Source organism: Trichormus sp. NMC-1 (assembly GCF_001858025.1).
Taxonomy (GTDB): domain Bacteria; phylum Cyanobacteriota; class Cyanobacteriia; order Cyanobacteriales; family Nostocaceae; genus Anabaena.
In genome coordinates, this window is the sequence record NZ_LZQD01000009.1 from 76,755 (window position 1) to 96,866 (window position 20,112).

Sequence of the window (20,112 nt, forward strand, 5' to 3'; positions counted from 1 at the left end):
AATCTAAAATTGTTGGTAAAATCGGAATTTTTCTGTGAACGAATTTTTAAGCTACAAATCCTAGTACACAACAGCAGCCGTCAACCAACCATTAAAAATTCTTCAACAGCTGGTGTAATCTGCTTTTTTAATTTTTAATTTTTAATTTTTAATTCCGCACTGCCGTACTAGTTATCTGTAGCAGTAGGGACAAGTTATCAAGCACTCACCCAAAACTTACCCCTACTATCAGAAAAATTTAATTTTCCTCTTCATCTTCTAACTCTGTTTCGTCAGAGTCTACATCCTGGGATGTTAACTTTTTATCACTTTCACCCAACTGAATCAAGTGAATATGCTTGTAACCGAGCCTAATTTCAAACTCATCACCAGGTTTTAAGCCCATTGCTTTGGTGTAGGTAGCACCAATGACAATTTGACGATTTTGGTGAACACTTACGCGGTATGTCGGTTCGCGGCCACGTCCATCTTTAGGTGCTTCTGGACTAAGAGGAATACCTCTAGCAGACAGCAAAGCATCATAAAAATCGGTGAGATTAACACGAACTTGGTTATTTTTAGTGACGGTGTAATAGCCGCACTGCTTTGCTCTTTCTCGGCGTGGTAAATTAGAAAGCTCTTTTACTTTAGCAAGTAGTGCTTTTCCAGTTAATGCGGCGGTTGCAGTTTCAGTCATTATTTTCAAAATTTCCTTAATCTCTCCAAGCTGATCAACAATGTCGTTTTATTCCAGTATTTGGCTTCTTAGCCACTGCATAGAGCTACTGAAGACTCTAGGGTGAGGAGTGAATTCCTGCTGATATGAACAGCCCAAGCACCTCTATCCACAATAAATTAGAGGTCATGGTATTCACAGACATTTATTTAGGTGATTTTACAGCACTTTTAACCATCATTCGCCATTAGAAATAAAAGTATTTTATCTTTTGGCGTTACTGTAGGGGTGTAATTTTAAGCCACCTTTACAAATCAGGTTAGTTCTACTACAAAAAAGTCGTAGAGACAACAAATTGCAGGTTTTCCACTTTCTGTGCTTGCCTTTCTTGACCTTGACTTGTAGGGTAGTCCCCACTCCTCATCTCAAGCTTAGGACAGCATAGTATTTGCTTATGGTCTTACGGACATACACCCTTTTGTCCAGCCAGTAGAGATGTGAATTTTCTTATCTCTACATTACGAATAAACAAATCAGCAACAGCCGCACTTGTGCGGTTATTAGCTTTGGTTTTGTTCCTTCGTAATTTTCTATTAAATACTAGCATGGACTAATAATAGCAAAATATTTGTTTAATTTAAAATTCAACTTGCGGAGCAACTTTTTTTTTAATCCCTGAACTTGGGTAGAGAAAAAGCAGTGTGGATTTTCCTCTGGCTTTATGCTCTCATGAGTATTGGGTCATGGCTTTTATCAAAATTTATCTAATTGAGAGGAGCAATTTTGAGTGAGTGAGTTAAATCTACAGTTTTCTTGATAGAGATGAAACAAAAACCAGGCTGGATTTTCCACCCTTTTATTAGCATCAGGCCAAATCTCTCCAATTATTCTGTAAGTCTGTCTAGGGGAAGAATCAATTTACCACATCTATCCGCTGCTTGATAGTCACGACCAGATGATTGTCATCCGCTTTAACACTTCTACATATTTAAAATATCGTTCTTCCCTACTGCTGGAAGAATTTTTATAACTGGGACTTGACTAAAGAAGTGTCAAGTGTAAAGGAACAAGGTTAAAGTAGTTATCAGTAAATCCCTCGCTGCTGGTTGGCGAAAATAAAAAAAGATTTTTCAAAATTTATGCTTCATACCTGTAAAGGTGGAAAAGTCCAGTCCCCAAGCCTTCATCCCGGAGCAGACTTTAAGATGTAATGATAGTCTAAGGTACATTTAATCAGGCAAGCACCTTTCTAGGTCAAACAATTTTGGATTTTAGATTTTAGATTTGAGACTGACTGCACCCTCAAGGTTTAGGGCATATAGCTTGCTTCCCCGTAAGGGTACAAAAAACAATTCCATTATCCAAAATCTAAAATTGGCACGGTTAAACACCCCTACCTTGTACTGTCCAACAAGTAAATGAAATCTAACCATATGCTTTTTGGAGACAAATGCCCCCGACGGCATTTCTACAACTAAAATCTTAATGGTTATCCTGGAATTGAAATCATGAGATCATTAAATGTCAGCCTCTTAGCTGTTTATTTTTCCCAATAACCTGGCTTTACTGATGATTTCGGAGCCAGGTGAGGCAATTTTAATAATTTGGTGGGTAACAATGGAAGTTATTTTTAAGATTATTCGGCAGCAACAAAATTCCGTCCCTGTTGTGCAAACTTATCCTTTGCAGGTAGAACCAGGTAATACAATCCTAGATTGCCTCAATCAGATTAAGTGGGAACAAGATGGAACTTTAGCATTTCGCAAAAATTGCCGCAATACGATTTGTGGTAGCTGTGCGATGCGAATCAATGGACGTTCAGCTTTAGCTTGTAAGGAAAATGTTGGCAGTGAACTAGCTAGATTACCACAAATTTCATCATCGAAAACCGAAGATAATACCATTCACGAAATCACCATCGCTCCTTTGGGTAATATGCCCGTAATTAAGGATTTGGTTGTGGATATGAGCAGTTTTTGGAATAACTTAGAAGCTGTTGCTCCTTATGTGAGTACAGCAGCACGACAAGTACCAGAAAAAGAGTTTTTGCAAACACCACAAGAGCGATCGCTCCTCGATCAAACTGGCAATTGTATTATGTGCGGTGCTTGCTACTCTGAATGCAACGCTCGCGAAGTCAATCCCGACTTTGTAGGCCCCCATGCTCTGGCCAAAGCATATCGCATGGTAGCCGATTCCCGCGATAGTGATACTGAAAATCGTTTAGAAAACTATAACGAAGGTACTAAAGGCGTTTGGGGTTGTACTCGCTGTTTATACTGCGATTCAGTTTGTCCAATGGAAGTTGCACCATTAGAACAAATCACCAAAATTAAACAAGAAATTCTTGATCGCAAACAAGCCAGCGATAGCCGTTCAATTCGTCACCGCAAAGTATTGATCGAGTTAGTGAAAGCAGGTGGTTGGATTGATGAACGTCAATTTGGTATCCAAGTAGTTGGTAACTACTTCCGCGATTTAAAAGGATTACTCAGCCTTGCACCTTTAGGCTTGCGAATGCTCGTCCGGGGTAAATTCCCCCTCTCCTTTGAACCATCAGAAGGGACACAACAAGTGCGATCGCTCATCGAATCCGTCCAAAAAACCGAATCATGAATCCTGAGTTGTGAGTACAATTAATTTTTAATTCTTAATTTTTAATTTTTAATTGTATTCACCTCGGTTCTTGCGGGATATTCAACTGTCGTCCAGAACGGTCATACAGTAAAATATCCCATTGCCCATTATTACTAAACTCAAAAGCAATCCTACTTCCATCAGCACTAATTGTAGGATTGCGGATTTCCGCTTGCAGATTAGTAGTTAAATTCCGTGATTGACGAGTTTCCCGGTCATAGAGAAAAATCCCAGATCGTCCCTGACGACTCCCCACAAACACAATATAACGACCATCTTGAGTCACTGAAGGATGAGAAGCGATGCTATCAAAGGAATTCAAATCCGGTAAATCCACCAAATTTCGAGTCACCGTATCGAACATATAGACATCTTGGCTACCCCTGCGGTCAGTCGTAAACACAATATATCTCCCAGAAATTTGGGGATTTACTTCTGAAGCCAGACTATTGAGACTCCGACCACCGGCATCAAATGGATAACTTAACAAACGCGGGTAGCCAAAACACCCAGTCAACAAACTAGAGCATAAAAATAAAATAATAAGTAATTTATCATTGGTCATTGGTTATTAATTATTCTTCATTTTTAATTCTTAATTTTTAATTTTTAATTGTTTACAGTTGCACCATTGGGAATATCTAACTCCACAGTCGGACCTCGATCTAAAACTTCAATATCCCACTGTCCACGACTAGCAGATTCAAACACAACATAACGCCCATCAGGACTGATGTAAGGATTTCTGATCCAACCCCGATAGGTGGGAGTGAGGATTTGTGACTGTTGTATAGAGCGATCGTACAATGCTATCACTGGTCTGCCTTGGTCGCTAGTAATGTAACAGATATAACGACCTGTATAGCTCTGGCTAGGACTTTCGGCAATTGTTTCCCGTCTGTTTAAACCCGGTGTACGAATAAAAACTTGGGTTTCTAAGTCGTACACTAACAACTGCTGACTACCATTGCGATTGGATACAAAAGCTAAAAACCGACCATTTCCACTAAATGCAGGTTGCTCCTCCTTATAGCGACTATTCAGAGAAGTAGGCCCTAAAGAAATCTCATTAGCACCACAGGATATAAGTAAACTTGTCAAACCACAAATTAGGCTCCAATGAATTGGTTTTTGGAGCCAAAATCTAGAGATAAATGTTTTCACATCAAACTTTTTCCCTCTCCTCCGACACTACCACCACCCCAAATGATTTAAATATCGTCATCAAAATCGTTGGAATTATCTGGTCGCTCACTTGGCTTTTCGATTGGGTTGTATGGCACATAATCAGTGGGAATTGCCTCATCATCATCCCTCTGTCTGCCGGGAGTAGAATCAGTGGGTGGACGACGCTTTCTCGGTCTGGGAGCAACATCATCCTCACGACTTTCTGGACGCTGGGGTCGGTTATTAGTACGACGGGGTGTTTTTTTTACATCCTCTGGTGGACTTTCCCAATCATCAACTCCCCTAGAAACAGAACCCCAATTTTCTTCTTCATAACTTTCAGTAGGACGACTCACTGAACGCCTAGAGCTAGAACGACGGTTCGTTTCTCCTGTTTCTGGTTTGTCCCTATTATTGCGGCGTTCTGAACGGCGGGGAGGTTGCTCCTCATAATAATCATCACGCCCTGATTCTTCATCTCTGCTACCGCGAATCCTAGCACGTTGAGGACGTTCTTCCTCCTCGTAAGGCAGTGGTTCCAAATCTGCATCCATCTCAGCTTGATAATTCCGCCGCTCAGAGTAAGAATATTTTCTGCTGACCTCGCGCTCATCGTCCACAATTGGCGTATTCCGTTTAGCTTGTTGGGTCGCTATACTCCGTAGACGAATACTTTCAACGGCAAAAAATACAGTAGTACCAACTAAAAGCAACTGACCAAATTGTAGAATTGGGTCTAGCCGCCATCCTTGGAAGATCAAAATAAAACCACACAGCAAGCCTACTGCTGCAAAAAAGATATCTTGATCTCGTGAAAGTTCTGGACGCACAGTGCGAAGAAAATACAGTGCTGCTCCAGCCACAGCCAGGAAAATTCCTAGAATACTGGCTGAGTTCGTCCCAAAATTAACCTGAGCCAAAACACCAGCTGAATTCAGCCCAAAATTTATCATTTCTGTTTTCCCAATATCAAATCTATGTTAGCGAGTCACAATTAAAATCACTACTCTAAACTATTGACCATATATTTAAGCTTCAAATTAAGCTTCAAAGCATCTGGCAAAGAAGCTCTGAAGCTTTTTAGCACCATTAGGGCATAGGTGCTGGGGAGCAGATACGAAATATCAATTTCCCAGTCCTCATTCCCCAGTCCCTAGTCCCCAAGCATTAAAAACGTTGGATTTTATCTTTTTGGCTAATGAAAATCAGCCCAACTGTTGCAGGGATAACCACAATTGCAGTACCCCAAACCAGACTCCAAAGAAAATTTGCTAAAGAGGGTGTCATAGTTCTCAACCTTTTTTTACACTGTTCATCCTAATTTTAATCTTGTATCACTTTCTTGAGAAGCAATTATCAGTTATCAGTTATCAATTATCAATTATCAGCTTCATCTCTCGACAAAAAAAGACACCAATCTCAGGTAAGACGACAGCATTTGGTTAAAATGAGAGAGAGAATGCTTTACAAAGCTTAAACTTTTTTGGCAGACCCCAAGTTTTTGATTTCTTCACAGATAGTAGCTGAAAGTGATGACTGGTGTTAACCTGACCTCTTGGACTCTCGGACCCGTTTTGGGAGTGATGACATTTTTGTTTATTTTCCGTATCGTTCTCACTTGGTATCCACAAGTGAATCTCAATCGTTTGCCTTTTAATCTCATCGCTTGGCCAACGGAACCCTTTTTAGTCCCATTGCGAAAGCTAGTACAACCTATTGGCGGAGTGGATATCACCCCCATTATTTGGGTTGCTATTTTGAGCCTCATTCGAGAAATTTTACTAGGTCAGCAAGGATTACTGACCATGATGTCTCGTGTGAATTAGGTGATTGGAGGCAGGAGATGGGAGAGGGGGAGACGCGGGGACGCGGAGAGGGGGAGACGCGGGGATGCATTCCGATCTCCATCTCCCCATCTTGCCAATTACTGCAATTTCATTTCCTGGACAAAATCGGTGTAAATATTGCCTTCCAAAAACTGCGGAGTTTCCATGATTTTTTGATGAAACCCGATGGTAGTTGGTAGTCCGGTAATGGCACATTCCCGCAAAGCGCGTTTCATGCGGTTAATGGCAGTGGGGCGGTCTGGAGCCCACACAATTAGCTTCCCAATGAGAGAGTCATAATAGGGGGGAATTTGGTAATCTGTGTATACATGAGAATCAATCCGCACGCCGGGTCCTCCAGGTGGTAGATAGCCGCTAATCTTTCCAGGAGAGGGACGAAAATCATGATCGGGATCTTCGGCATTAATGCGGCATTCAATGGCATGACCCCGTAGAACTACTTGATCTTGAGTCAGTTGCAGTCTTTCACCTTGGGCAATGCGGATTTGTTCAACCACTAAGTCTATACCAGTAATCATCTCTGTGACAGGATGCTCAACTTGTATCCGGGTGTTCATTTCCATAAAATAGAATTTACCGGATTTATCCAGAAGAAACTCGATAGTTCCTGCGCCAGTGTAGTTGATGAATTGGGCTGCTTTGACGGCAGCATCTCCCATTTTTTCCCGGAGGGCTGAGTCGAGCGCAGGGCTAGGGGCTTCTTCCAGTAGCTTTTGATTGCGACGCTGAATTGAACAATCTCTCTCGCCTAAGTGGATGACATTACCATAGTTATCTGCCAAGATTTGAAATTCAATGTGGCGGGGACGTTCGATAAATTTTTCTATATAAACGCCAGCATTACCAAAAGCGGCTCCTGCTTCTCCTTGGGCTGCTAAAAAAAGTTTGACAAACTCGTCTTCTGAGCGGACAAGGCGCATACCGCGTCCACCACCACCGGCTGTGGCTTTGATCATCACAGGATAGCCGATCTCTTGAGCAATTTTCTTACCTTCTTGCTCAGATTCTACCAAACCATCGCTGCCCGGTACAGTCGGTACTCCCGCTCTTTGCATGGTTTCTTTGGCCGTGGCTTTATCCCCCATCAACCGGATAGCTTCGGGGCTAGGGCCAATAAAGGCAATGTGATGGTCAGCACAAATTTCTGCAAACCGAGCATTTTCAGCTAAAAAGCCATAACCAGGATGAATGGCGGTGGCATTGCGCGTCAAGGCGGCGGCAATAATATTGGGAATATTCAAATAACTTTTACTGCTGGCAGGTTCGCCAATGCAAACTGCCTCATCCGCAAGTTGGACGTGGAGAGCGTTCCGGTCAACAGTGGAGTGAATAGCAACAGTCGCAATTCCCATTTCTTCACAAGCTCGGAGAATGCGAAGTGCTATTTCTCCCCGATTAGCAATTAAAATTTTGTCAAACTTCATTTTCTAGCTTTGATATTAGTACCAGTAGATTGACATTCTCTCCCATCCCGTTGAGATAAAGCTGTCGCATTACTGCAAATTCTCACAAATTTTGTAAGCGTTCAGGGGAGCAGGAGGCAGGGGCAGTAGATAATTATTTCTCCGTGTCTCCGCGTCCCCGCGTCTCCCCATCACCCCATCACCCCAATAAAGAAATTTGGGAAATATTTGGGATATTCTCTTTTTTATGCTATATTCTAAATCTAGGCAACCCGTGCGGATGTGGCGGAATTGGTATACGCGCACGCTTGAGGTGCGTGTGGCTTTGCCTTGCGAGTTCGAGTCTCGCCATCCGCATTTTTTAGGTCTTAATTGACAAGTGCTGATAATATATTTGTCAGCTTATCTAACCCAGATTCCCCTTGGGACACTGGGTTTTTTGTGCTTTCATAGAGATAGGTGAAGTTTTGTAAATAAAATTGACTACTACTGTTACACAAACAAATAACTTGACATTGCCAACCGCTTGGCATAGGCTAAATCCGATTTGGCAAGGTAAAGAGGAAGATATTCAAAAAGGTTTGTCTCACACTCAGTTAGCACCTGCTTGGCAATTGCTACTTTTGGGTGATGGCTCCCCCACCAGACACTTACAATTACTCACTTGTGAGCCGATAGAAGTGGATGTTATCGATATGTCGTTAATTGGCACAAACCCGGATAACGCTCCCGACTTAATTCAAGTTGTTCCCAGTCCCAGACTGCGCCGACAGGTGTGGCTACGTACTGCCTCTGGACAGCGATTGGGATATGCTACTTCATGGTGGGAAGCGAGTCATGTAGATGAGTATCTGCAAAACCGTTCCTTACCAATTTGGGCGAGTTTAGCTCGGATTCGCACCGAGTTGTATCGAGATATTCGAGGAATTTACTGTGGTTACTCAGCTGCGTTAGAGTCAGGCTTTGATGAAGTTGGTCCCTTTTGGGGTCGTCATTATTTGTTTTGGCATCATGGACAGCCTCTAACCTTGATTTATGAAGTATTTTCCCCTTATCTAACCAAATATTTGGGAAACACACAGATGAGTGCTAATGGTAATTGAATTAGGTGTTAGCCTGTGGACTGGATAGTGCCGACACGAACAGGATGAAGCAGGAAGAAAAAGCGCACATTTGTTAGCATTTGTTAGCTTTTTTGTATCGGAGAAAAAATAGTTTGTAGTCAGTGCTGAAGTTATCAATAGTATCTGAGGCGCTATAGCGTTACTACTAACAACTACGGTTTGTGTTTGATGTGATGAATAAAAAAAAGAAACCGTCTTTGCTGCTGACACTCTCAGCTGCTGGGTTATTGATTAGTGCGGGGAGTGTAGCATATTGGTTTTTAACCCAAGGACAACCATTATCTAGAGATTTGCCGGTGGGTGCAAATATTATTCCTCAAGATGCCTTATTAACAGTTTCCTTGACGACGGATACTAAACAATGGCAGAAGTTGCGGGAGTTTGGGACATCAGAAACCCAAGCGGAACTGGATAAGAATTTAGTACAATTGCAACAACGATTTCTGGCTAATAATGGTTACGATTTCCAGAAAGATATTCAACCTTGGGTAGGTGATGAAGTCACCATTGCAATTTTGGCTCCCCCGGTGGGAAAACCTGCACCTAAACCAATAGCTACTAATGCGGAAGTTGCTTCTGAGCAATCAGTGGTAATGGTGCTACCAATCAAAAATCCAGAAATCGCCAATAATATCTTGGCACAACCTAAACCGCTCAAACAAGGTAAATGGATTGACCGGATTTATCAAGGAATCGCCATTAAACAAACTGAGGGACAAGCTGGGGAAAATCTCTCAGCAGCGCTAATAGATGAGCGGTATCTCGTCATCACCGATAATCCTCAAGCCGCAGAAAGAACAATTGATGCTTATAAAACTAAAGTATCTTTAGCGACAAGCGGTGGCTTTGTTGAGAATTTCCCAAAAATTTCCAGTTATCAACCTTTTGCCCAGTTTTACGTCAATATTCCCACCGCTGCGAGAATAGCTGCTACGGATAGGAATCGGCCTTTACCTGCTCAGGTTTTATCTCAACTTCAAAATAACCAAGGTTTAGCGGGAACTGTGATCTTAGAGGACAAAGGAATAGGCTTAAAGGGTGTTTCTTGGTTAAATCCTAATAGTCAGCGGGTGTTGGCGGTAGAGAATAAAGCTGGGAAAATGCAAAATCGTCTTCCTAGTGAAACTTTCATGATGCTGTCTGGGAGTAACTTACAGCGGCTTTGGGGAGACTATGTTTCTACTTCTCAAAGAAATCCTTTATCACCCATCTCGCCAGAACAAGTGCGACAGGGTGTAAAATCTTTGACAAATCTGGATTTAGAGAAAGATTTGCTGACTTGGATGAAAGGAGAATTTTCTGTGGCGGTGATTCCTAATACTCCCAACGATGGTTCACCAGATAATTTTCGGTCAGGTTTAGTATTTATGGTACAGGCAAACGATGCCTACGGCGGGCAAAGCCTACGCCAAGCTGGGGAAAATTCCTTAAAACAGCTAGATGAGGCGATGCAAAATCAATACCAATTTAAGATTCAAGAGGCGAAGGTGGCTGGTAAACCTGTTGTCAACTGGATTTCACCTTTTGGAACTTTAACGGCTACTCATGGCTGGTTAGATGATGATGTGGCTTTCTTTGTTTTGGGCGCTCCCATTACCGATAAAATTCTTCCCAAACCTAATAATTCTTTAGCTAGTAATCTCTCTTTTCAACAAACAGTCCCCACAGAACTGAATCCACCCAATGGTCAATTTTTCTTGGATGTGGATAGGACTGTTAAAAGTTTTACTCTCAATTCTTTGTTTCCCAATCAACAGAAATTTCTCGCAGCGACACGGAATATTGGTGTAACAACTGCGGTTGATGATAGTCGTAGTCGGCGCTATGACATTTTTTTAGAACTTAAGAAAGTCGGTCAATAGGAACTGGGGAGTTATATTCTTTCCGGTTAAATACTGATCATTGGGGCTGACGCGGGGACGCGGGGACGCGGAGATGGGGAGATGGGGAGAAAGGGGGAGGGGTGGAGTTTTTTTGAATAGCAATTAGCGGGACTTGATATCACCCAATTAGCAATGACCAAAACTAGATAGGATCAGAATAGTCGGAATTAAATCAGTGATACAGCAGATTGCAGGTTGCAGGAAGTAGGAAATTTAAACCAACAATCGGGTATCAAGGGGTTTTTACTCCTGTACGGGTAAAGCAAAAGCTCATTGGTGTCAACTTAACGTGAAAGACTTGTAATGACGTTATATCCAACTTACTCAATGACCAATCAATCCAGCAAGAAGAACCCCACCCCCGTTTTACTAACGTAAAACTTCCCCTCCCCTCAAGAGGGGAGGGGACTAAGGGGTGGGGTAGAACGGCTGTGGGAAAACGGTTTGAGCTTAAGTTGATACTCATGTTGCTCTCGCTACTAAACCCCTACTGACTTCTAACTCCTGAATTCTGCTGTAAGTGATCTTTTTTTGAGTTAGGTTTATTCTTTAACTCTCTCTGAGAACTGATAACTGATAATTGATTCAAGTATCCACTGGAGAGAAAAGTTTATGAATCTGGTTGTACTCCAGAACTGGCTAGATAATGCGTCCTTTGCCATCTTATTCTGCACCATGTTGGTGTATTGGGTGGGGGCGGCTTTTCCGAGTTTATCGGTGACTGCGGCTTTGGGGACAGCTGGAATGGCGATCGCTAATTTGTGTATTGCTACCCTATTAGGAGCAAGATGGATAGAAGCTGGTTATTTTCCTCTTAGTAATCTTTACGAGTCTCTATTTTTCTTAACTTGGGGAATTACCGCTGTTCATTTAATTGCAGAAAATAACAGCCGTAGTCGTTTGGTTGGGGTTGTCACTGCACCTGTCGCCATGGGAATTGCGGCTTTTGCTACTTTGACACTACCATCAACAATGCAGGTGTCAGAGCCTTTAGTTCCTGCTTTAAAGTCGAATTGGCTGATGATGCACGTCAGTGTGATGATGTTGAGTTATTCGGCTTTGATGGTGGGAGCGTTGTTAGCGATCGCATTTTTAATTGTGACTCGCGGACAAAATATCCAATTACAAGGTAGTTCTGTTGGTAATGGTGGTTATCGCAGCAACGGTTACAAACTGCTCAAAGCTGGAGAATTAGTTACTCAACCGCCAACACCTCCATCGGAAAACAATGGCTTTTCTCGTTATGAAAGCAACAACAATGGTAATGGTACTGCTGTTTTGGATGCAGTAACAACTACTCCCATTTCCACGGCTGAAATTCTTTCACCTCAACGCCTGACTTTAGCGGAAACCCTAGACAATATCAGTTATCGCATTATCGGTTTGGGATTTCCCCTACTCACAATCGGTATTATTGCTGGTGGTGTTTGGGCTAATGAAGCATGGGGTTCTTACTGGAGTTGGGACCCAAAAGAAACTTGGGCGTTAATCACTTGGTTAGTTTTCGCCGCTTATCTGCATTCTAGAATCACTCGCGGTTGGCAAGGACGCAAACCAGCAATTTTAGCCGCTACTGGCTTTGTTGTTGTTTGGATTTGCTATCTCGGTGTAAATCTTTTGGGTAAGGGTTTACATTCTTACGGTTGGTTTTTCTAGAACCTCACCCTCTGACTCCCTCTCCACAGAGAGGGGGAAAATAAAAACTTAAAAATTCCGACAAACTTACCAAATCTTACTCTAAGGCTTTTGAGTAGCGATCGCTAATTTTGCACCTTTCACCTGACGCACTTTATCCATCACCGCTATCACATTCCCATGTTCAACTTGAGCATCCGCATTAATTATTACGATAGATTCTGAATCTGTACCCATTAAATTACGTATTTCCTCAGCTAAAGCATCAACTGTAGTCGGCTTTTTGTTCAGGCTGACGAGTCCAGATGATTCTACCGTCACAGTAATTCTAGTAGGAATTTGGGATTGCCGTGATGTCGCCGCCTTTGGCAAATTTACAGGTAAACCTTCTTGTCGGGTTAAAAATAGCGTTGACATGATAAAAAAAGTCAAAATCGCAAATATCACATCAATCATGGGGACGATGTTGATCTGTGCTGGAATATCTGGTTCATCTGGTAGGCGCATAGGTTTTCTCTCCTCCTTGTTCGTAGCGACAGCCGTATAGTAATTTTAGCTGTCCGCTATATTCTTGACAGATAGCAAAAATGATCGCCACAAACAAACACCAGCAAAACCAAACGCTGAAAGGATGAGAAGCTTTCATCTCTGGCTGAAAAGACACCAAAATCTCAAAACTTTTTGGGTTTTTATAGCCGTAGACAGGGTGGTTAGGACATCAATTGATAATGAAACTCTTACTACAAAAGGGTTTTACTCCTGCCTAATAATTCTTTAGCTAGTAATCTCTCTTTTCAACAAACAGTCCCCACAGAACTGAATCCACCCAATGGTCAATTTTTCTTGGATGTGGATAGGACTGTTAAAAGTTTTACTCTCAATTCTTTGTTTCCCAATCAACAGAAATTTCTCGCAGCGACACGGAATATTGGTGTAACAACTGCGGTTGATGATAGTCGTAGTCGGCGCTATGACATTTTTTTAGAACTTAAGAAAGTCGGTCAATAGGAACTGGGGAGTTATATTCTTTCCGGTTAAATACTGATCATTGGGGCTGACGCGGGGACGCGGGGACGCGGAGATGGGGAGATGGGGAGAAAGGGGGAGGGGTGGAGTTTTTTTGAATAGCAATTAGCGGGACTTGATATCACCCAATTAGCAATGACCAAAACTAGATAGGATCAGAATAGTCGGAATTAAATCAGTGATACAGCAGATTGCAGGTTGCAGGAAGGTTTTGATTCCAGGGTTTTCAGCCTAATTTCGGATAAGTTGATTAATCTTCGTGGTCTTCAAAAGGATCGTCTAACTGAGTGCTAGGAGGCCCAAAAGATGTGTAAATTGCCATACTAGTAATGGCAACTAGGATTGCACAGAAAGAAACGCCAAGCACTAAACCGGGTTCTAAGTCCATAAATTTAGGTTTATATTATGAGAACGATGTTTATAGAATATTACAAAATTTAACATAAATACCACCCATACATTCACTCAACCCAGACAAACCACCCTACCCTCATAGTGGTATTATGGTCATAGTCAGAATAATCCCATCTGTAAGGTAAACATCCTGCTGAAATATTGCAGAACCCTACAGTGGGCAATAAGAAAATTAAAAAAGTTTTGGCAATTGATCTTAGGTAAACTATGGCACAACGGACTAAGTTGGGAGATATCCTCAGACCCTTAAATGCTGAGTATGGTAAAGTATCTCCAGGTTGGGGAACGACACCTTTAATGGGTGTTTTTATGGCTTTATTTTTGGTGTTTTTGTTAATTATTCTGCAAGTTTACAATAAATCTCTGTTGATTCAGGATGTACTTGTTGATTGGCGCAGTTTAGGCGGCTAATTGCCATTAAAACATCAAGCTTGGATAACAAGTTACCATAGACCCGGCTTGTCCGGGTTTTTTGCTCTTTGGGTAATGATTGTTAATCAACAACAGTTATAGCAGGTGACAGGGTACAGGTGACAGGTGACAGTCCAGGAATACACAGATTTTTATTTTTTGGCAAAATGTATAATTACTGGACTTTAGACTAAAAGCACAAAGTGACTCAGGGAAGCTGAGTTGAAAAACTATTGATTAGACTAAATATGGTGAGGTTGGACTGCTGTTGGAGAATCTAAAGGAGAAAAATCATGAACATCTTTGGTATTGGTCTGCCAGAAATGGGTTTAATTATGGTAGTGGCACTGTTAATCTTTGGCCCTAAGAAGCTACCAGAAATTGGTCGTAGTTTAGGTAAAACTATTCGCAGTTTCCAAGAAGCTTCCAATGAATTTCAAACTGAGTTTAAACGTGAAGCTGAACAATTGGAAGAATCTGTCAAAACTACTGCTGAACTGGAACCGAAGAAAATTGAATCAGCCAAATTGCAGCAGGATACTGCTGGTTCTTCTCCCACCAGTTAGAAAAAATGACAGAAGTTCTTACCCAACCAGCTTTGGTAATTCCCCAGCTAATTGTCGGGTTGGGGAATCCAGAGCCTAAATATGACCAAACTCGCCATAATATTGGCTTTGCAGCTTTAGATGCTCTTTCCCGTGCTTGGCAAATTCCCCTAGGGGAAAATCGCAAATTTCAAGGACAGTTTGGTGAAGGTACTGCACGGGGTGGCGGTAAAATTCGTCTGCTGAAGCCGCTAACTTATATGAATCGTTCCGGACAGTCTATTCAAGCGGTGACAAGTTGGTATAAATTACAGCCTGAGTCAGTGCTGGTAATTTATGATGATATGGATTTACCTTTGGGAAAGACTCGTCTGCGCTTGTCTGGTTCTGCGGGGGGACATAATGGGATGAAAAGCACTATCTCCCATTTAAGTAGCCAAAACTTCCCCCGGTTGCGAATCGGTATTGGTAAACCCAAGGGTGTAGCTAATGATGATAATTCTGAGACGGTTTCCCATGTGTTAGGGCGATTTTCTGCTACGGAAACTAAATTAATGTCTCTGGTGCTGGACTTTGTGGTTGAGTGTGTTGAACTTAGCCTTAAGCAGGGTGTAGAAAAGGCTATGAATCGTTGTAATAGCAGTACTAGTGATATTAATCCAGGTGGCTAGTACCGCTTTCTCGGAATTAAAAATTAACAATTAAAAATTAAAAAAGCAGATGATACAAGCTTTTTAGTAATTTTTAATGGTTGGTTGATTTACGCCGTTGTGTACTAGTTATCTGGTTGAGGCTGGTAATGGGTAATTGGTGATTGGTAAACTTCCTCTTGTCACCTCTCACCTACTATCACACCAGTACCAAGCCGAATGGATATTTAAAAACGAAGTTTGCGTCTAGCTGAGACTGCCTTACGTTTGCGTTTTTCGTGGGGAGTTTCAAAGTGCTTATGATACTTTACATCGGCCAATATACCAGCTTTGGAGACTTGGCGTTTAAACCGACGGAGGGCTGAATCTATACCTTCGTTTTCTCCTAAAACCACCTGGGTCATTCTCAGTTTATCCTCAATTTCTCAATAATTTCCATTTTAATATTAGCCTCAAACTTAGCAAAGTCCTCCAGTCTAGAGCGGGTTTGAGACAAGCTTGAGATTGGAGATTTTAGATATTCAATTGGGCTTACAGCAGATTGCAGATCAATGAGGCTTCGCCATGAGCGTCAGCCAACAGTATCCGTGGCGTAGCCATACGGTACAGAATCAAAATTGAAACCTAGACACATTCACCAGTTTTACTCCTGACTCCTGTACGGGCGTATTGCAATACGCCCCTACTGACTCCTGAATTCTGCTGTATTGTGTTTAATCTAATTTATTATTCACCTCTTCCCGGTCTAAAGACACGGAAATTCTCAACTGATGATACGTGGTAGGCTGAAGCGATACCACTAAGGGCAAGGCACACATTACGTAAGCATCCAAAGCAGAGAAATTTTAAGAAATAAATAAATTTGAGTTAACCTGTTGCAGTAACTTTTCTTAACTAAAGCATAGTTAAGTGAGAATGACTTCCAAACACTGAACTGATTAATTCAGAGGTTTTATGACCACAGGTAATCATGTCATTTTCATGCACCCAGATGGAACTAGTCCATCTCACTTCGCCTTTGCAAGATTTGTAGATAAGGGTCCCGACGGACGTTTGAATTGGGATAAAATGTCCAATGCTGGTGTTTACCTGGGTCACATGGAAGACCAACTGGGTGGAACATCCAACGGTGGTGCTGTCACCCATGCAACAGGTGCTAAGGTTTATGCTGAGTCTTTTGGTTATGAAGCCGAGAATGCTCCTATAGTTTCCCTCAATGGTAGCAACCAAACGATCGTAGAATCGGCGATCGCAGCTAACAAAGTAACCGCCTTAGTTCAATCTGGGGCTATTTTTGAACCTGGTACAGCCGCCTTTGTAGCCAAAACAGAAGAAATTGTTAACGCTGATGGAAGTCGCATTGTACCTCGCGCCCAAGCTGCGGAAATTGCCAAACAGGTAATCATGTCAGGTGTTGACTTCATCATGGGTGGTGGTGAACTCAACCTTTTACCTGTTGGTACTGCTGGTTTCCACGGTACTGCTGCTCAACTAGATGCTCTGAGTACCAACTCCCTAGTACGCCCTACAGAAAACCTGATTACACTAGCTCAAAGTTTAGGTTACACAGTTGTTTACAACGAAGAACAACTCACAGCTTTACTTGATTTAGCTACACCCCCAACAAAAGTATTGGGTGTATTTGCACCTATCCATACTTTTAACGATCGCCCTGAAGAAGTTTTAGCAGCGAATAACTTACCATTGTATCGGGAAACAGCGCCCACCATTGCCGAGATGTTGGATGTCACCCAGAAGTTAATGGAAATGCACCCTAACTTTGACAATGGTTCTATTGCCATTGTGGAAGAAGAAGGGACAGACAACTTCGGCAACAATAACAACACTCCTGGTACTTTAGAAGGCTTGCGTCGTACAGATGCAGCCATTGGGGTAGCAATGGACTTCATTGAGAAGTATCCTAATACTTTAATGGTGACTGCTGCCGATAGTGATGCTGGTGGTTTACAAGTAGTAGATCCCCGCACTCCTGGAGTAAATCTAGGCAACATCAACAATAACCCCACCACAGAAAACCGGAACGTACCACTAGACGGTCAAACAGGAGCTAACACCTTACCTTATGTTTCTGCTCCAGATGCTAGTGGTGATGTGTTTGGTTTTGGTATTGGTTGGGCGGGTACACCAGATTTTAGTGGTTCTATAGTTTCTAAAGCTCATGGTCTAAATGCAGACAAATTACCTGCAACCTTAGACAATACCAAAATTTATGAGTTGATGTATGAGACTCTATTTGATGTTGAGTTACCATCTCGTAACCCTGAACCAACACCAGCACCTCAAGCCACCAAGTCAACTGGGAATGTGATTTTTATCCATCCAGATGGTGCAAGTCCTTCTCACTACATGGCAGCCCGCAATATTGATCTTGGCCCTGATGGTAGGTTGAATTGGGACAAGATGTCCAATGCAGGTGTGTACTTGGGACACATGGAAAACCAGTTAACTGGTACTTCCAATGCAGGGGCTGTAACCCACGCCACCGGTGTGAAGGTATTTAACGAGTCCTTTGGCTTGAATGAAGACCAATCTATCGTTACTCCTGCTTCTGGTAAAGTTGGCTACACAATTTTAGAAGAGGCGATCGCTGCTGGTAAAGCAACCGCCCTCATTCAATCAGGTCATATTGGTGAACCTGGAACAGCCGCTTTTGCTGCTGCCACCACTAACCGCGTTGGGAACACCATCCGCGCCCGTGATAAAACCGCCGAAATTGCCGAACAGGTGATTCGTTCTGGCACTCAGATCATTATGGCAGGGGGCGAAGTTTACCTATTACCCAAAGGTACTACTGGTTTCCACGTTACCGCCCAAATTGATGCGGCTTTCAGTGATGCCGAAGATCGTCCTACCACTAACCTGATTGATTTAGCAAAATCTTTGGGTTACAGCGTGGTTTACACGGAAGAGCAAATGAATGCTGCTGTAGCAACTGCTACCGCTTCCACCAAGTTGCTGGGAGTCTTTGCTGCTAATCACACCTTTGACGATCGCAGAGAAGAAGTACTAGGACTGAATAGTTCTGATCCTCTCCCCCTATATGTAGCTACTGCGCCCACAGTGGCCGAGATGCTAGATGCGTCTTTGAAAATTCTCAGCCAAGACCCCGATGGCTTCTTTGTGGTATTGGAAGAAGAAGGTAGTGACAACTTTGGTAATAACAACAATGCGGTCGGTACTATAGAAGGTGTACGTCGGGCTGATGCAGCGATCGGTGTAGCAATGGATTATGTGAATAACCAAGATCCCAATACTTTGGTAATTACAGCCGCTGATAGTGATGCTGGTGGGATGCAGGTTTTCCAATTCGCGCCTTACACCCGTCCTTCTGGCAACTCTACATCTACTCCTGCACTGGCAGATACCGAGCCTAGTGCGCCATTTATCCGCGTTAATCCTACCACAACCAATACCAATCAGGTAGTTTTAGATGGTATCAATGGCAGTACAGGTACACCAGAAGCACCTTGGAGACCTTTCCCATCTGTAGATAGCATAGATGGACCAATGGGTAACTTTGGTGTTGCTTGGGTAGGTACTCCCGATTTCCCTGGTAGTATTGTTTCTAAAGCCTATGGGATGAATGCGGATCTATTACCCAGCACTCTGGACAATACTGAGATATACAAACTCATGTACCAAACTATGTTTGGGGTGACACCAGAAGAGGCCGCAGCACAACAAGAAACCCAATTGGTATCAGGAACTACTGCTGATGACAAATTAGTGGCTGGTGCTGCTAATACTGCCTTTGATGGTATCAATGATTCTGTGTTTACTGGTGCTGGTAACGATGAGGTAGATGCTCAAACAGCGTCTTCTACCATTGCTGGACGTAACCGCATCAATACTGGTAGTGGTGCAGATACTATCTATGTGAACAAAGGCGATAGCGCTTTTGGTGGCAGCGGTAATGACGTATTTGATGCTACCGATGCTCAAGGTGGTAATCGGATGTCTGGTGGTGCTGGTAATGATATCTTCTACCTGGGTAAAGATGATCGCGCTCTAGGTGGGGATGGTGATGATAAGTTCTATGTGCAGTTAGGTGGTGGTAACTTACTCTCTGGTGGTGCTGGTGCTGACCAATTCTGGATCGCCACTGTTGAACTACCTGATGCTGCTAATACTATCCTTGACTTCCAAAAGGGTGTTGATGTGATCGGGGTTCTTGGTATTTCATCCAGCAGTTTGACTCTCAGTGTTGTAAGTGGTAATACTGAAATTGGACTGAATGGTCAAACAGTTGCTATTGTTAATGGCGTTACTGGTTTGAATGTCAATACCAATTTTGTTTTTCAATCCTAATTTCAACCTTTGATTTTCTTTCGTTAGTAGCTATTAACCAGGGAAGAAGATAAGAATTTCGGCGTTGCTGAATAAGGAGATGATTGAGGCTAACGCGGAGACGCGGTGATTATATATTGATGCAGATTCTCAAATCATCCCGCAATTATGCAACGCGCCAGAATTTCTATATTTTCTTCTCCCTGGTTATTTTTTCATTCAGAGGTAATTACAGATTCAGAATCGAACTCTATAGCAAGGGCTAACTGATACAGTTGACGACGGGAAATTGATGTATCTTGGGCTAACTGTCTGCTGGCTTGGGAACGCGATACGCCTTGTTTCATAATCTGTAATAATTCGGCTTTGAGTTCTGCTTCGGTGATTTGGGGTTTACTGGCTGGGGG

General features: G+C 42.5%; 21 protein-coding genes, 1 tRNA gene and 1 pseudogene. 11 read left to right on the plus strand and 12 right to left on the minus strand.

Annotated elements, in window-relative coordinates:
• Nucleotides 1–238: 238 nt before the first annotated feature.
• Together A9Y75_RS22275 and A9Y75_RS28795 are read right to left on the minus strand one after the other, a co-directional pair.
• Entirely contained in the window at nucleotides 239–676 is a 438-nt protein-coding gene (locus A9Y75_RS22275; RefSeq protein WP_071191720.1) for an AbrB family transcriptional regulator, read from the minus strand.
• A gap of 439 nt (nucleotides 677–1,115) precedes the next feature.
• Nucleotides 1,116–1,262: a hypothetical protein gene (locus A9Y75_RS28795; RefSeq protein ID WP_177176270.1), complete on the minus strand. Its 147-nt coding sequence runs from the start codon at nucleotides 1,260–1,262 to the stop codon at nucleotides 1,116–1,118.
• A 1,010-nt stretch (nucleotides 1,263–2,272) separates the two neighbouring features.
• Between A9Y75_RS28795 and A9Y75_RS22285 the strand changes: the two genes are divergently transcribed.
• Nucleotides 2,273–3,271, plus strand: coding sequence for a succinate dehydrogenase/fumarate reductase iron-sulfur subunit (locus A9Y75_RS22285; RefSeq protein WP_177176275.1), 999 nt, complete (start codon nucleotides 2,273–2,275; stop codon nucleotides 3,269–3,271).
• Nucleotides 3,272–3,329: 58 nt separating this feature from the next.
• On the opposite strand, the gene A9Y75_RS22290 is transcribed toward A9Y75_RS22285, so the two are convergent.
• The 4 genes from A9Y75_RS22290 to A9Y75_RS22305 form a co-directional block, all read right to left on the minus strand.
• Complete coding sequence (locus A9Y75_RS22290; protein ID WP_071191723.1) at nucleotides 3,330–3,857, minus strand: TolB family protein; 528 nt, start codon at nucleotides 3,855–3,857, stop codon at nucleotides 3,330–3,332.
• 44 nt (nucleotides 3,858–3,901) lie between these two features.
• Nucleotides 3,902–4,456 carry a TolB family protein gene (locus A9Y75_RS22295; protein ID WP_071191724.1) on the minus strand — a complete coding sequence of 185 codons (555 nt, stop codon included), beginning with the start codon at nucleotides 4,454–4,456 and terminating at the stop codon, nucleotides 3,902–3,904.
• Nucleotides 4,457–4,503: 47 nt separating this feature from the next.
• A complete protein-coding gene (locus A9Y75_RS22300; RefSeq protein WP_071191725.1) occupies nucleotides 4,504–5,412 on the minus strand; it encodes a Ycf66 family protein in 909 nt (302 codons plus the stop codon).
• A gap of 214 nt (nucleotides 5,413–5,626) precedes the next feature.
• A complete protein-coding gene (locus A9Y75_RS22305) occupies nucleotides 5,627–5,746 on the minus strand; it encodes a photosystem II reaction center X protein (protein ID WP_028083398.1) in 120 nt (39 codons plus the stop codon).
• A gap of 245 nt (nucleotides 5,747–5,991) precedes the next feature.
• Here A9Y75_RS22305 and A9Y75_RS22310 point away from each other — a divergent pair, with 245 nt between their 5' ends.
• Nucleotides 5,992–6,285 (plus strand): YggT family protein, encoded by a 294-nt coding sequence (locus A9Y75_RS22310; protein ID WP_016952644.1) that lies wholly within the window; start codon nucleotides 5,992–5,994, stop codon nucleotides 6,283–6,285.
• 98 nt (nucleotides 6,286–6,383) lie between these two features.
• Here A9Y75_RS22310 and accC read toward each other — a convergent pair whose 3' ends face one another.
• Nucleotides 6,384–7,730, minus strand: a complete 1,347-nt coding sequence (accC, locus tag A9Y75_RS22315; RefSeq protein ID WP_071191726.1) for an acetyl-CoA carboxylase biotin carboxylase subunit — start codon at nucleotides 7,728–7,730, stop codon at nucleotides 6,384–6,386.
• A 255-nt stretch (nucleotides 7,731–7,985) separates the two neighbouring features.
• Between accC and A9Y75_RS22320 the strand changes: the two genes are divergently transcribed.
• The 4 genes from A9Y75_RS22320 (at nucleotide 7,986) to ccsB (ending at nucleotide 12,372) form a co-directional block, all read left to right on the plus strand.
• Nucleotides 7,986–8,066, plus strand: a tRNA-Leu gene (locus A9Y75_RS22320).
• 122 nt (nucleotides 8,067–8,188) lie between these two features.
• Nucleotides 8,189–8,812, plus strand: a complete 624-nt coding sequence (locus A9Y75_RS22325) for a chorismate lyase (protein ID WP_071191727.1) — start codon at nucleotides 8,189–8,191, stop codon at nucleotides 8,810–8,812.
• 194 nt (nucleotides 8,813–9,006) lie between these two features.
• Nucleotides 9,007–10,695, plus strand: a complete 1,689-nt coding sequence (locus tag A9Y75_RS22330; RefSeq protein ID WP_071191728.1) for a DUF3352 domain-containing protein — start codon at nucleotides 9,007–9,009, stop codon at nucleotides 10,693–10,695.
• Between the two features lie 633 nt (nucleotides 10,696–11,328).
• Nucleotides 11,329–12,372, plus strand: coding sequence for a c-type cytochrome biogenesis protein CcsB (gene ccsB / locus A9Y75_RS22335; protein WP_071191729.1), 1,044 nt, complete (start codon nucleotides 11,329–11,331; stop codon nucleotides 12,370–12,372).
• An 81-nt stretch (nucleotides 12,373–12,453) separates the two neighbouring features.
• Here ccsB and A9Y75_RS22340 read toward each other — a convergent pair whose 3' ends face one another.
• Both A9Y75_RS22340 and A9Y75_RS29865 read right to left on the minus strand, forming a co-directional pair.
• On the minus strand, nucleotides 12,454–12,858 hold the full coding sequence (locus tag A9Y75_RS22340; protein WP_071191730.1) for a biopolymer transporter ExbD: 405 nt from the start codon (nucleotides 12,856–12,858) through the stop codon (nucleotides 12,454–12,456).
• The gene (locus A9Y75_RS29865) at nucleotides 12,842–13,015 is read right to left on the minus strand and encodes a hypothetical protein (protein ID WP_236721495.1); all 174 of its coding nucleotides are present in this window, start codon (nucleotides 13,013–13,015) and stop codon (nucleotides 12,842–12,844) included. Before A9Y75_RS29865 ends, A9Y75_RS22340 begins: the two co-directional genes overlap by 17 nt.
• Before the next feature lie 152 nt (nucleotides 13,016–13,167).
• Here A9Y75_RS29865 and A9Y75_RS26905 point away from each other — a divergent pair, with 152 nt between their 5' ends.
• Nucleotides 13,168–13,359, plus strand: coding sequence for a DUF3352 domain-containing protein (locus tag A9Y75_RS26905; protein WP_343232448.1), 192 nt, complete (start codon nucleotides 13,168–13,170; stop codon nucleotides 13,357–13,359).
• A 268-nt stretch (nucleotides 13,360–13,627) separates the two neighbouring features.
• On the opposite strand, the gene psbN is transcribed toward A9Y75_RS26905, so the two are convergent.
• On the minus strand, nucleotides 13,628–13,765 hold the full coding sequence (psbN, locus tag A9Y75_RS22345; protein ID WP_071191731.1) for a photosystem II reaction center protein PsbN: 138 nt from the start codon (nucleotides 13,763–13,765) through the stop codon (nucleotides 13,628–13,630).
• A 233-nt stretch (nucleotides 13,766–13,998) separates the two neighbouring features.
• On the opposite strand from psbN, the gene psbH reads away from it, so the two are divergent.
• From psbH to pth, 3 genes are all read left to right on the plus strand, one after another.
• The gene (psbH, locus tag A9Y75_RS22350) at nucleotides 13,999–14,202 is read left to right on the plus strand and encodes a photosystem II reaction center protein PsbH (protein WP_016952633.1); all 204 of its coding nucleotides are present in this window, start codon (nucleotides 13,999–14,001) and stop codon (nucleotides 14,200–14,202) included.
• 293 nt (nucleotides 14,203–14,495) lie between these two features.
• Nucleotides 14,496–14,768 carry a TatA/E family twin arginine-targeting protein translocase gene (locus tag A9Y75_RS22355; RefSeq protein ID WP_071191732.1) on the plus strand — a complete coding sequence of 91 codons (273 nt, stop codon included), beginning with the start codon at nucleotides 14,496–14,498 and terminating at the stop codon, nucleotides 14,766–14,768.
• A gap of 5 nt (nucleotides 14,769–14,773) precedes the next feature.
• Nucleotides 14,774–15,418 carry an aminoacyl-tRNA hydrolase gene (gene pth, locus A9Y75_RS22360; RefSeq protein ID WP_071191733.1) on the plus strand — a complete coding sequence of 215 codons (645 nt, stop codon included), beginning with the start codon at nucleotides 14,774–14,776 and terminating at the stop codon, nucleotides 15,416–15,418.
• A gap of 206 nt (nucleotides 15,419–15,624) precedes the next feature.
• Here the strand turns inward: pth and rpsU are convergent, their stop codons facing one another.
• The gene (gene rpsU / locus A9Y75_RS22365) at nucleotides 15,625–15,801 is read right to left on the minus strand and encodes a 30S ribosomal protein S21 (protein ID WP_071191734.1); all 177 of its coding nucleotides are present in this window, start codon (nucleotides 15,799–15,801) and stop codon (nucleotides 15,625–15,627) included.
• Nucleotides 15,802–16,351: 550 nt separating this feature from the next.
• Between rpsU and A9Y75_RS22370 the strand changes: the two genes are divergently transcribed.
• A complete protein-coding gene (locus A9Y75_RS22370) occupies nucleotides 16,352–19,726 on the plus strand; it encodes an alkaline phosphatase (RefSeq protein ID WP_071191735.1) in 3,375 nt (1,124 codons plus the stop codon).
• Nucleotides 19,727–19,920: 194 nt separating this feature from the next.
• Here the strand turns inward: A9Y75_RS22370 and A9Y75_RS22375 are convergent.
• Nucleotides 19,921–20,112 (minus strand): annotated as a pseudogene (locus A9Y75_RS22375) (rRNA (cytidine-2'-O-)-methyltransferase); the annotation flags it as partial.

What these genes read in the sequence shown, in the direction of transcription:
- A9Y75_RS22275 (WP_071191720.1), bottom strand. Translation starts at nt 676, where the DNA reads ATGACTGAAACTGCAACCGCCGCATTAACTGGAAAAGCACTACTTGCT.
- A9Y75_RS28795 (WP_177176270.1), bottom strand. Translation starts at nt 1,262, where the DNA reads ATGCTAGTATTTAATAGAAAATTACGAAGGAACAAAACCAAAGCTAAT.
- A9Y75_RS22285 (WP_177176275.1), top strand. Translation starts at nt 2,273, where the DNA reads ATGGAAGTTATTTTTAAGATTATTCGGCAGCAACAAAATTCCGTCCCT.
- A9Y75_RS22290 (WP_071191723.1), bottom strand. Translation starts at nt 3,857, where the DNA reads ATGACCAATGATAAATTACTTATTATTTTATTTTTATGCTCTAGTTTG.
- A9Y75_RS22300 (WP_071191725.1), bottom strand. Translation starts at nt 5,412, where the DNA reads ATGATAAATTTTGGGCTGAATTCAGCTGGTGTTTTGGCTCAGGTTAAT.
- A9Y75_RS22305 (WP_028083398.1), bottom strand. Translation starts at nt 5,746, where the DNA reads ATGACACCCTCTTTAGCAAATTTTCTTTGGAGTCTGGTTTGGGGTACT.
- A9Y75_RS22310 (WP_016952644.1), top strand. Translation starts at nt 5,992, where the DNA reads ATGACTGGTGTTAACCTGACCTCTTGGACTCTCGGACCCGTTTTGGGA.
- accC (WP_071191726.1), bottom strand. Translation starts at nt 7,730, where the DNA reads ATGAAGTTTGACAAAATTTTAATTGCTAATCGGGGAGAAATAGCACTT.
- A9Y75_RS22330 (WP_071191728.1), top strand. Translation starts at nt 9,007, where the DNA reads ATGAATAAAAAAAAGAAACCGTCTTTGCTGCTGACACTCTCAGCTGCT.
- ccsB (WP_071191729.1), top strand. Translation starts at nt 11,329, where the DNA reads ATGAATCTGGTTGTACTCCAGAACTGGCTAGATAATGCGTCCTTTGCC.
- A9Y75_RS22340 (WP_071191730.1), bottom strand. Translation starts at nt 12,858, where the DNA reads ATGCGCCTACCAGATGAACCAGATATTCCAGCACAGATCAACATCGTC.
- psbN (WP_071191731.1), bottom strand. Translation starts at nt 13,765, where the DNA reads ATGGACTTAGAACCCGGTTTAGTGCTTGGCGTTTCTTTCTGTGCAATC.
- psbH (WP_016952633.1), top strand. Translation starts at nt 13,999, where the DNA reads ATGGCACAACGGACTAAGTTGGGAGATATCCTCAGACCCTTAAATGCT.
- A9Y75_RS22355 (WP_071191732.1), top strand. Translation starts at nt 14,496, where the DNA reads ATGAACATCTTTGGTATTGGTCTGCCAGAAATGGGTTTAATTATGGTA.
- pth (WP_071191733.1), top strand. Translation starts at nt 14,774, where the DNA reads ATGACAGAAGTTCTTACCCAACCAGCTTTGGTAATTCCCCAGCTAATT.
- rpsU (WP_071191734.1), bottom strand. Translation starts at nt 15,801, where the DNA reads ATGACCCAGGTGGTTTTAGGAGAAAACGAAGGTATAGATTCAGCCCTC.
- A9Y75_RS22370 (WP_071191735.1), top strand. Translation starts at nt 16,352, where the DNA reads ATGACCACAGGTAATCATGTCATTTTCATGCACCCAGATGGAACTAGT.